The organism is Pseudomonas sp. NDM, assembly GCF_003105095.1.
GTDB classification, from domain to species: Bacteria; Pseudomonadota; Gammaproteobacteria; order Pseudomonadales; family Pseudomonadaceae; genus Aquipseudomonas; species Aquipseudomonas moraviensis_A.
The window spans coordinates 1-9,448 of sequence record NZ_QETJ01000169.1 but is presented as its reverse complement, the minus strand read 5'-3'; the positions used below and the strand labels follow the sequence as shown (position 1 = coordinate 9,448).

Below are 9,448 nucleotides of genomic sequence, written 5' to 3'. Positions count from 1 at the left end.
CGTAGTCAAAAAAATCGGATCTCAGGAAAGCATCGAACCCATCAAGCAACTGCGTATCAAAACCGCTTTTGCATGCCTCAGATTCGTCGAGTGAAAACAGTCGCGATAGCGGTGTGTCAGCCGACATTTCTTAACCTGACATACCGCTATCGCGAGCAGGCTCACTCCTACAGGGGGCTAGCGGTGGTCCTCGAGGATTTTGTTGAGTTCAGCGCCGTCGATGCTCAGGGTGGCGGTGTTTAGCATGCCGTCCAGGTAGGCCTGGGCGATCTGTTCCTGGCGTTGCGCACGCAGGGCCTGGGTCAGTTGATCGCGCAGTTCATCGAGGGTGGCGGTGCGGGCCGGTTGTTGCTCGGTGAGTTTGATCACGTGGAATCCGGCCGTGCTCTGCACGGGATCGGACACCGCGCCAACCTTGAGCCGCGCCACGGCGCCACGCACCTCAGGCACCAGTTGCTGCAGCGGTTGCAGCCCGGTATCACCGCCCCGCTCGGCCGTGACGCGATCCTGCGAATACTGCGTAGCCAGCGTGGCAAAATCCCCCGGAGCGGCCTGAGCTTTCTTGCTCAACTCGGCGGCTTGTTTGCGCACCGTTTCCACACTCGTCGTATCGCCGACACCCAGGAAAATCTGACTGACCCGATACAGCGCCGGCGTCTGCCAATTGGCCTTGCCGGCGTCGTACGCCTGCTGCAACTCAGCCGCACTTGGATACTCCGCCGGCACTTGACTGACCGAGCGCAAATAATCACGAAAGACGATCTGCTCCGTCGCCGCCCGGGTCTGCCGCGCGACGTCGGGACGCTGTGCCCAACCCTGCGCATCGGCCTGCTCCAGCACGGCTTTCTCCGCCAGTCGCGAACGGATCCAGCGCTCCAGTGCCTCACGGTTGCCGCGCAGTTGTTCACGGGTTTGCGCCGGGACAGTCTCGAGCAGCGCCTGCAATTCCTCTGGCGAAACCTGTTGATTGCCCAATCGCGCCACGGCTGGCCCGGCTGCAACCGTCATTACCGGCGACGGCTGCTGAGCGGCAACCGGATCACTCCCCGGTCGCAGCACTAGCGCCACGGCCACCACCAACAACGCGACCGCACCGGCGCCGATTACCACGGCTGGCTTTTTCACAGCGCGACTTCCTCTGCTTCGTCGACGGCGACTTTGGCGGTTTGCGCACCCGCGCTCTGGCTGAAATCGCGCAGGTAAACGATGAACTCCTGCAGCAGGCGATCCCACAATTCCAGGTTGCCACGCAGGTGCTCATTGCTCACGCCAGCGGCCACGACCACGTCCATTTCCATGACCAGAAATTCGCCCTGCAACGACAACCGCGCAAACCGCCGCGTCGCGTTCCACTGCTCCGCGACGCCCTGGGGCAAATCACCCTGCACGCGCAGGGCGCAGCTGAAGGTGAAATCGACAAAGCTGCCCTGTTCCAGCGCCGGGTTGCCAAAACGCACGGCGTAGCCGATGCCCTGGCTGGCGCTGAGCAACTGGACGATACCGTTCTGTTCGCTCGGGTTGACGCGATAACCGGCGGCTTGCAATACCTCGGTCAGCGATTGCGGGGAAACGTGGGTGATCAATTGAGTCATGGCTTCTTCCTTGCTCGTGAGTCTTATAAATCAGTGCGCGATCGCGGCTTGCGGCGCGTCGAATTGGGTTTTGTAGAGCTCGTCGCCAAAGCCCTGGGCCAGTTCATCGAACTTGACCCGGGCACTGCCGGCGAAGGGCTGGCGGATCTTCATTACTTCGGCGACGTCGATGTTTTCGTAGGCCGTCAGGATCTGTTTGGCGACGCCGTACATTTGCTGATTCTTGACTGAACATTGCTGCACTTGTGTGTCACGTTCCGCCAGTTGCGCTTGCAGCTTCGACCGTTCGGCTTCTTTGCCGCGGGCAAGAACCAGCAAATCGTCATAGGCCTTCTTGAACTTGCCGGTCTGCTCAGCGCTGGCCGCCACTTGCGCTTGGGCCTGGCTGTGCAGGCTTTGTTGCTGCCCGGCCAATTGCTCGGCGAGGCCTCTGGCTTTAGCCAGTTCGGCAGTCAATTGCTTGATTTGCGCCTGGGCAGCCTTGGCTTCGTTCTGCGCCGCCAGTTGCGCGGCGCTGGCCTGAGCCTGCTGACTTTGCAGGGCCTGCAATTGCTGGGTGGTGCTGCGCAATTGCGTGCGCAAGCGTTCCTCCATGCCTTCGGCGCTCGCCCCGCTGGCAATCAACAAACCCAGGCCCAACGCCAGAAAACGCGTGTTCATAAAGCTCTCCCGGCGCCCTAGAAGCGCGTGTTGATCTCAAGCTGCAAGACGTCGATGTCGAACGGCGCGCCGTACACCGCTTCGGTGCTCATCCAGCGGCCCGTTGCGGAAACGTTCTTCGCCAGGCCGTAGTTGCCGCCCATGAAATAGCCCTTGGCGTTGGTTCCGCCGAGGTGGAACGACGAGTCGTTGAAGCCATCGGGCAAAGCGTCAGGCTGGATGTACTTGTAGCCGGCGAACAGGTTCCAGTCGCCCTTGCGCTTGAGATCCAGCGCGTTGCCGAGGGTGAACTGCACCATCCATGCGTTGGCGCCGCTTTCGATCTCGCCGTTGCTGTCGAGGTTGTTGACGATCTGCCCGGCCGAACGCTTGCGCATGTCGCCTTCGTCGTAGCTGAGGTTGTGGATGTAGTTGCCCTGGCTGCGCAGTTTGAAGTCCTGCGGCAGGTCGGCGTCCCACACGACGTTGAGATCGAGCAGGTTGAACTCGGACGCAAGCCCGACAAATTGCGGCTGCGGCGTGGCGCTCGGGTTGAGCGGGTTTGGCGTGATGTCACGCAGCAGGAACACGCTGTTGCCCTTCTGCATGAACGCTGCGCGAGTGCCGTCGCTGTCGCAGCCCGGCGCGCCGGCCCACGGTTCGCAAGGGCTGGAGCGCTGACCCTGAATGTCGTCGAAACGGTAGTAGGCCAGCGCACCCTTCAGGCGGTTGTTGCTGTTGATCGCCCACTTCGCCCCGAGTTGCGCGCCGTACAGCCACTTGTTGTCGCTCTCTTCCTTGTCGAAACCGTTGCTGCTGGAAGTGTCGTTGGTGTAATCCACCGGGAACGCGCCGACGGTGCCGAACACGCCCCAATCGCGGTTGAGCTTGTGGTCGAAAATCGCCGCCACACCGTCGAAATTCAGGTCGTTGGAATAGAGCATGTCGGTGGACATGAACGGGTTGGCGAAGCGCCCGCCGGTCAGGGTCAGTTCGTCCATTGGCTTCCAGCTCAGGTAGCCCTGATCGAGCCAGATGTCTTTTTTGGCGAAGCCGCCGCCGAGGTTCTGCGTAGTCGAAACCGGGTTGTTGTCCGAACCGGTGCCGATGCGAATGCCGGCGGTCCATTCCTCCGAGATCACCGCTTTCATGCCCAGCCGTGCGCGCAGGCGAAAGAGGTTTTCGCGGTCCTCGCGGGTGTTGAGCAACGGCGGCAGGCTGGCGCTGCTGTTGGGGTTCACGTCGTACGGGCCGTTGTTGTTGAGCTTGGCGAAGTCGACGATTTCGTTGCTGTTGTTGCCCGAGTAGTAACGCGATTCGTCACGCAGACGAATGTCGCCATCGAAACTGATGCGCGAGGCCCAGTCCGGGAAGGTATTCGGCGCTGCCCAGTTTTCCTGTTTGGCGGTGGCCATGACCTCGGCTTTGACCTGATCGCGGATCTGGTCGCGCACCGCTGCCGGCACGTATTGCACGCGCACATCCCCCGGCGCGGCGACCGGCCCGGCCGCTACCGCAGTTGAAGCCGCCGCTTGTTTGGCCTGCGCGGCTTCGTTCTGCGCCTGGGCGATCAGCGCGTCGGCCTTGTCCTGTTTCAGAATGCCCTGCTCGACCAGCAAGCGGATCAGATTGATCGTAGCGTTCTCCGAAGGCGCGGGCGCTGCCACGGCCTGACCGACCAGGGTCGCAATGACCATGCCGACCGCCAGGGACAATCGATTCACGTTGGAAATCATCTGCACACAACTCCTTTTGCCGAAGCTTGAAAATGGGTTAGCCCGGACGCCGCCCTTGCAGGGACAGGCGCACAGGTAAAGTGATGGAGGCCGGAGGCCGTTCGCTGAGCGCCGGCGCACCGCGTAAAGCGGCCAGCACCTGGGTATCGATTTGCGGGTTGCCGCTGGATTTGATCAGCTCGACACGGGTGATCTCGCCGACGCTGCTCAGCCAGACGTCGGCCTGCAGCGAGAACGCGAGGTTGCGCAGGTCGGGGTTCTCGCGCAGCAGACGCTGGAAAGTGAACGCCAGAAACTGGCTGTACGTGCCCGTGCCCAGCCGCCCGCCACCCGCGCCGGCCATGCCGCCGCCCTTGCCCGCGCCGATGTTGAAAGCATCGCTGCCGGCCTGAGCATCGCCGTCCATCTGCATCGGGTTGGCCAGATCGTCCGCCGGCGATGGCGGCGCCTCTTCCTCAGGCTTGACCTCTTCCGGCTCCGGCGTTGGCTCAGGCTCGACGACTTTTTCTTCCACCGGGGTTTCCGGCTCCGGTGGTTTCTCCGGGGGCGGAGGTGGCGGTGGCGGCAACGGAATGATCGTCGGCACCTTCGGCGCTTCACGTCGCACGCCGGCCATGTCGTTGGCCCACTGCCAGAGGAACCACGCGGCGAGCGCGCCGACCAGCAATCCGGCGCCCCACTTCACATAGCGCAACGGCGACTTTTTCACGGGCGGCGGCTCGATCGGGAGTTGTGCGGTCATGACTCAGCCCTGACTCGGTTTGCCGGTGACGAGACCGACCTGGGACAGTTCGAGCCGACGCAGCAGATCGAGCACTTCGATGACTTTCTGGTACTGCACCGTCGCATCGCCGCGCACGATCACCGGGAAATCCGGGCTTTGCGCTTTCTCGATGCGCAGGCGCTCTTCCAGTTCGGCCAGCGTCACCGGATAGGCATCGAGGAACACCTGACCGCCGTCGTTGACAGAGATCGCCTTGGTCTTGGCCTCCGACAGCGACACCGAAGCGCTGGCCTTGGGCAGGTTGATCTGGATCCCGGAGACCTGCGCGGTGGCGGTGAGGATGAACATCACCAGCACCACCATCAGCACATCGACCAGCGGGGTGATGTTGATGCTGTCCACCGCGGCATCTTCGTCATCGTCATGGGAGGCATTTACGGACGCCATGGCAGTGCTCCTCAGGCCGGTACAGAGTGGTTGGCGTGATGGCCGCGCTGGTGCGACGACTCACTGAACTGGCTCTCGCCGTGCATCTCCGCCAGACGGGTAATGAACTCGTCGACGAACACGCGCATGTCGGCGCTGACTTCCTTGTTGCGGGTGATCAGGCGGTTGTAGCCAAACAGCGCCGGAATCGCGACGAACAGGCCCATGGCGGTCGCGAGCAACGCGGCCGCCATGCCCGGCGCAATGGCATTGATGTTGACGTCGCCGGCCATCGCCGTGCCGAGGAACACCACCATGATCCCCAACACCGTGCCGAGCAGGCCGATGTACGGGCCACCGGCGATGGCGTTGGACAGGGTCGAGAGTTTCGAACTCAACTGCTGGTTTTCGCGGGTGCGCACGCCATCCATCGAGCAGCGAATGGCTTCGATGGTCGCGGCGGAAACCGACGAGGTATCCGCGCCCTGCTCGCGGCGGGTGCGGATCTCTTTGACTGCTACCAGATACAAGCGCCACAGCGACGAGTGCTGCAGGCGCTGGGCCAGTTGCGCATCGTCGGCGAACATTTCCAGGCGCGTGCCGACCTTGGCGAACTGCACGCGGAAGTCTTCGTTGGCAGCGGTGACGCGGCTGAGGCTGCGGTTCTTGCGCAGCATGATGATCCACGACTGGAACATCATCAGCACGAGCACGGCGATGATCACCCAGGCGTCGATGGGCACTGCGTTGAGCAGAAAGCCAAGGCTGCCGAAGCCAAACCCGGATTGTTCTTCATCGACGCCGTAAGCCACCAGTTTCGACTCGGCGCCTTGCGAGGTCGCATCGGCGAGCAATAGCGCGGCCGGACGGGCGACTTTCGACAGACGCAGTTCGTCGATAGCGCCAGCGAATGGCTGGAACGCACCTTCGTGCAGATCGGCGCCGATGGCCATGACCGAGTTGAACGCCGGCATCGCTTGAGCCAGCACCGCGCTCTCGCGACCGTTGATGTACAGGGTGACTTTCGAACCTTCGGCGGTGAGCGCAACGTGTTGCCATTGCGCCGGTGTCAGCGCTTGGGTGGCAGCGGCGCGCTGGCCGTCGATCTCCACGAATGGCAGGCCCTGGCTGACGCCGATCAGCAGACTTTGCGTGCCTTCGCGCCGAGCGAGAATCAGTTGCTCGCCACTGGCCTGATCCAGTCGCAGCCAGGCACTGAAGGTGAATGCGCTGCCAGGATTATGTTGCAGCGACGGACTGGCCGGCAGCAACAACGGCTGACCGCTGAACTGCAAGGCGCGCCCGACCACGCCATCAATCGCTGCGCCAGTCGCGCTCTGCGCAGCGTTGCCGTACGCCGTGGTGTCTTTCGCCGGCGTGCCGGTGGCGCCGTCGAAGTGATAGAGCGCGGTGTAACTCGGATCGAAGGTCAACTGGCCGTTGCCGGTGGCCGGGGCTTTCTGGTTGCCGTAATACATCCAGATGTCCTGACGCTGACCGCCCTCGACATTCGGCACATCGACCCAGATCAGCGCCATGCCCATCAACGCATCGAAGCTTTCGATCTGGTGGTTGAGCACGGTTTTGTCATCGGCAGCGACGAAGCGCAGGTCGGAGCCGTCCTCTTTGACGCCGTCAAAAGTGAAGTTGCCGGTGTGCAGGCGCACCAGCAGCGCGGTGCGGCCGAGGGCCTGATTGATCGCCGCGCCTTGCGGGGTGGTGTCGACGGCAATCTGTTTGCGGTAATGCCAGTCGTCCTGCCACCAGGCCTGGGCCGTGGCCGGGAGCACGAAGCCCAGGCAGATCAACAACGAAAGGAGAAGGCGTTGCATGGACGTGCTCCGTTAGAAAGTGGCTTGAAGGTTGAAGTGCAGGCGCGATTCCTGTTTCGAGGTGTTCGGCCCTTCTAGTAGCGGGTAGCCCCAGTCGAGGCTGCCGGACAGCCATTTGCTCAGGCTGGCGCGGGTGCCGAGGCCGACGCTGGCCAGGGCGTAATTGGCGTCCTGGTCCGGCAGTTCGTCGCGCAGGTAAAGCTGCGCACCTTCGGCGAAGGCGTAGAAGCGCCAGTCCTGCATCCACGTGCCAGCGAATTTCGCCAGCGACGGTGTGCGCAATTCCTGGCTGAGCAGGTAGCCGTCGTCTGCCGTGCGTTCGGCGGCCAGATAGCCGCGCACCGAGGTGGCGCCGCCGGCGGAGAATTGCTCGTTGGAAACCAGCGGCCCCGAGGCCAGTTGGAACGCCGCTTTGCTCGCGCTCTGCCAGTCGTTGTCGAAGGTCCAGGTGTAATTGGTGTCGCCCTTGAGCACGGCGAAACTCGGCTTGGCACGGTAGCGTTTGTAGTCGAAATCATCGTCGTCGCTGCCGTAGCCGAATACGCTGCGGGTAGCGGCAACCAGGCTCAGACCGAGGCCGAGCTGGCTCTTCTCGCTGTAGCGATAACCGTTGTAGGCGAAGGTGAACGGCGCGTATTTCAGCGGCACCTTGTCGCTTTCGCCGGACAGGCTCAGGCGCTCGTCAAAGTCCTTGAAGTCGATGCCGGCCGACAACGAGTTCGACCAGTTGCCGCTCGAGGGCAGCGTGTAAATCGCCGCGACACCGTAGGAATGCCCTTTGCCGAGGACGTTGCTGCCGCCGATGGTGGCGACGTTGCTGTCGGACTGGTAACCGGAGAATTGCACGCTCCAGCGTTCGCTCAGCGGCGCGGTGTAGGAACCGGACCAGACCTTGGCGTTGTCGGTTTCCTGGGGTGCGGTGAAGAACGTCAGGTTGACGCTGTGGCCGAGCTGCCAAAGGTTGTTGTAGCCGAGGCTGGTGACGCTGCGCAGCTTCTCGGTGTCGGCGCTGTAATCGTTATTGAGGCCGACGCTGGCCGTCCACGGATTCTGGTCTTCGACCTGCAGATCGACGTCCATGGTGCCGGGCCGCTGACCTTCGCGCACCAATGGCATGACCTGACGGCCCGGGGTCTTGTTGAGCTGCGCCAGTTCGCCCTGGACCTTGGCGAAGTCCGGCACCTCGCCTTCCTTCAGCGCCGGGACGTTGTCGCGAATGTCCAGCGGCGAATAGTGTTTGGCGCCGACCACACGCACCCGGCCGACCTTGGTTTCGCTGACTTGCAGATAGACGATGCCATCGGCCACGGCCTGCTCGGGCAGCTCGACGAACACCGATTGATAGCCGCGTTCCTGATAGGCCTTCTGCAACGCATCGCGGGCACCTTCGATGTCGCTCAAGGCTTTCTGCGGGCCGAGAAACGGGTACACCGCTTCTTCGATCGCCCGCGCATCGAGCACGGTGTTGCCGCGCACGAAGTATTCGTTGACGTCGACCAGACGCTGCGCGGCGGGCGCGTCTGTACCCTCCTCGGCCATCGCCGGCTGCGCGCTCGCCGTCACCAGCAGCCAGCCCCACAGCGCCAGCCGTGACGTGAAAATCCGTTCCACACTACCCCCTGAAATTCGCGATGACCTGTGGGCGTTAGCGCCCGGTGTGATGCGTCAATTGCTGATCGTTGTGGCGCACGCGTGCTTGCCCAGCCAGGTGTGCAACAGCGCGAAGTTCAGCGAGAACTCGGGCATTTGCAGCAACGCGCCGCAGAACACTTCGCCGATGATTTTCTGAATCAGCAGCACCGCGCGCGGCTCGTTGAGCAACGTGGCGATGTCGCGACTGAGGGCAGTGAAACTCCAGACTTTCTGGTTCAGGCCGAGGCCGACGAACCAGCGGAACAGCAGGTTGTAGTTGAGCTGTTCATAGAGTTGCTGTTCGCTGGGCACCGAATACAGCAGTTGCAGGAGCAGGATGTGCATGACCGTTTGCGCGGGAATGAGCATGCCGGGCGCGGCGTTCAGGTCGCGCAGCAGATCCTGGTGAGCGTCGAGCAGATCGTCGATCTGCGGGCGCAACAACACCAGCGAATGGCCCGGCGGAATGTAGCTGGACACTTCTTTCAGAGCGCCCTGCCAGTCCTCCTGCGAGACGATCCAGACCCACGGCGCGCCGTAGCGATACACCGAAACCGGCTTCTTGCGCGCGGCCTCGACGATCTTCGACAGGCGTTGATCGAGCTCCTGCATGCCCACTTTCGAATAGCGTTCCATAGTCCCCATTGCCTCACTCCCGGCGTCCCGCCTCGGCTTGCAAAGTGCGCCTCTAAAGGCCCCTCAAGCGCGTTACACAGGCATGACCGGACTGGCAAAGGGCTACCGAACTTTTGTCATAAAAGCTTCATTACCGGAGGCCATATCGGTTGCGCCGCCCCCCTGTAGGAGTGAGCCTGCTCGCGATGGCGTCAGGTCAGCCAACTCTTCTGTGACTGACACACCGCAATC

Annotated in this window: 9 protein-coding genes; all 9 read right to left on the bottom strand. The window is 62.6% G+C overall.

Features of this window, described 5'->3' with window-relative positions; all coding sequences use genetic code 11:
• Nucleotides 1-177: 177 nt before the first annotated feature.
• The 9 genes from DCO47_RS22955 to DCO47_RS27630 are packed head-to-tail and all read right to left on the bottom strand — an operon-like array spanning nt 178 to nt 9,226.
• Nucleotides 178-1,125, bottom strand: a complete 948-nt coding sequence (locus DCO47_RS22955) for a peptidylprolyl isomerase (protein WP_083352842.1) — start codon at nt 1,123-1,125, stop codon at nt 178-180.
• Nucleotides 1,122-1,592: a YbjN domain-containing protein gene (locus DCO47_RS22950; protein WP_064361685.1), complete on the bottom strand. Its 471-nt coding sequence runs from the start codon at nt 1,590-1,592 to the stop codon at nt 1,122-1,124. The genes DCO47_RS22955 and DCO47_RS22950 overlap by 4 nt, the downstream gene beginning before the upstream one ends.
• Before the next feature lie 30 nt (nt 1,593-1,622).
• The gene (locus DCO47_RS22945) at nt 1,623-2,252 is read right to left on the bottom strand and encodes a DNA repair protein (protein WP_116658984.1); all 630 of its coding nucleotides are present in this window, start codon (nt 2,250-2,252) and stop codon (nt 1,623-1,625) included.
• A 17-nt stretch (nt 2,253-2,269) separates the two neighbouring features.
• On the bottom strand, nt 2,270-3,967 hold the full coding sequence (locus DCO47_RS22940; protein ID WP_116658983.1) for a putative porin: 1,698 nt from the start codon (nt 3,965-3,967) through the stop codon (nt 2,270-2,272).
• 37 nt (nt 3,968-4,004) lie between these two features.
• Nucleotides 4,005-4,709: an energy transducer TonB gene (locus DCO47_RS22935; protein ID WP_064361688.1), complete on the bottom strand. Its 705-nt coding sequence runs from the start codon at nt 4,707-4,709 to the stop codon at nt 4,005-4,007.
• Nucleotides 4,710-4,712: 3 nt separating this feature from the next.
• Complete coding sequence (locus tag DCO47_RS22930) at nt 4,713-5,138, bottom strand: biopolymer transporter ExbD (RefSeq protein WP_007915482.1); 426 nt, start codon at nt 5,136-5,138, stop codon at nt 4,713-4,715.
• An 11-nt stretch (nt 5,139-5,149) separates the two neighbouring features.
• The gene (locus DCO47_RS22925; protein ID WP_064361689.1) at nt 5,150-6,949 is read right to left on the bottom strand and encodes a DUF2341 domain-containing protein; all 1,800 of its coding nucleotides are present in this window, start codon (nt 6,947-6,949) and stop codon (nt 5,150-5,152) included.
• A gap of 12 nt (nt 6,950-6,961) precedes the next feature.
• On the bottom strand, nt 6,962-8,560 hold the full coding sequence (locus DCO47_RS22920; protein ID WP_116658982.1) for a ShlB/FhaC/HecB family hemolysin secretion/activation protein: 1,599 nt from the start codon (nt 8,558-8,560) through the stop codon (nt 6,962-6,964).
• Between the two features lie 54 nt (nt 8,561-8,614).
• The gene (locus DCO47_RS27630) at nt 8,615-9,226 is read right to left on the bottom strand and encodes a transposase (RefSeq protein WP_080902524.1); all 612 of its coding nucleotides are present in this window, start codon (nt 9,224-9,226) and stop codon (nt 8,615-8,617) included.
• Between the last annotated feature and the right edge of the window lie 222 nt (nt 9,227-9,448).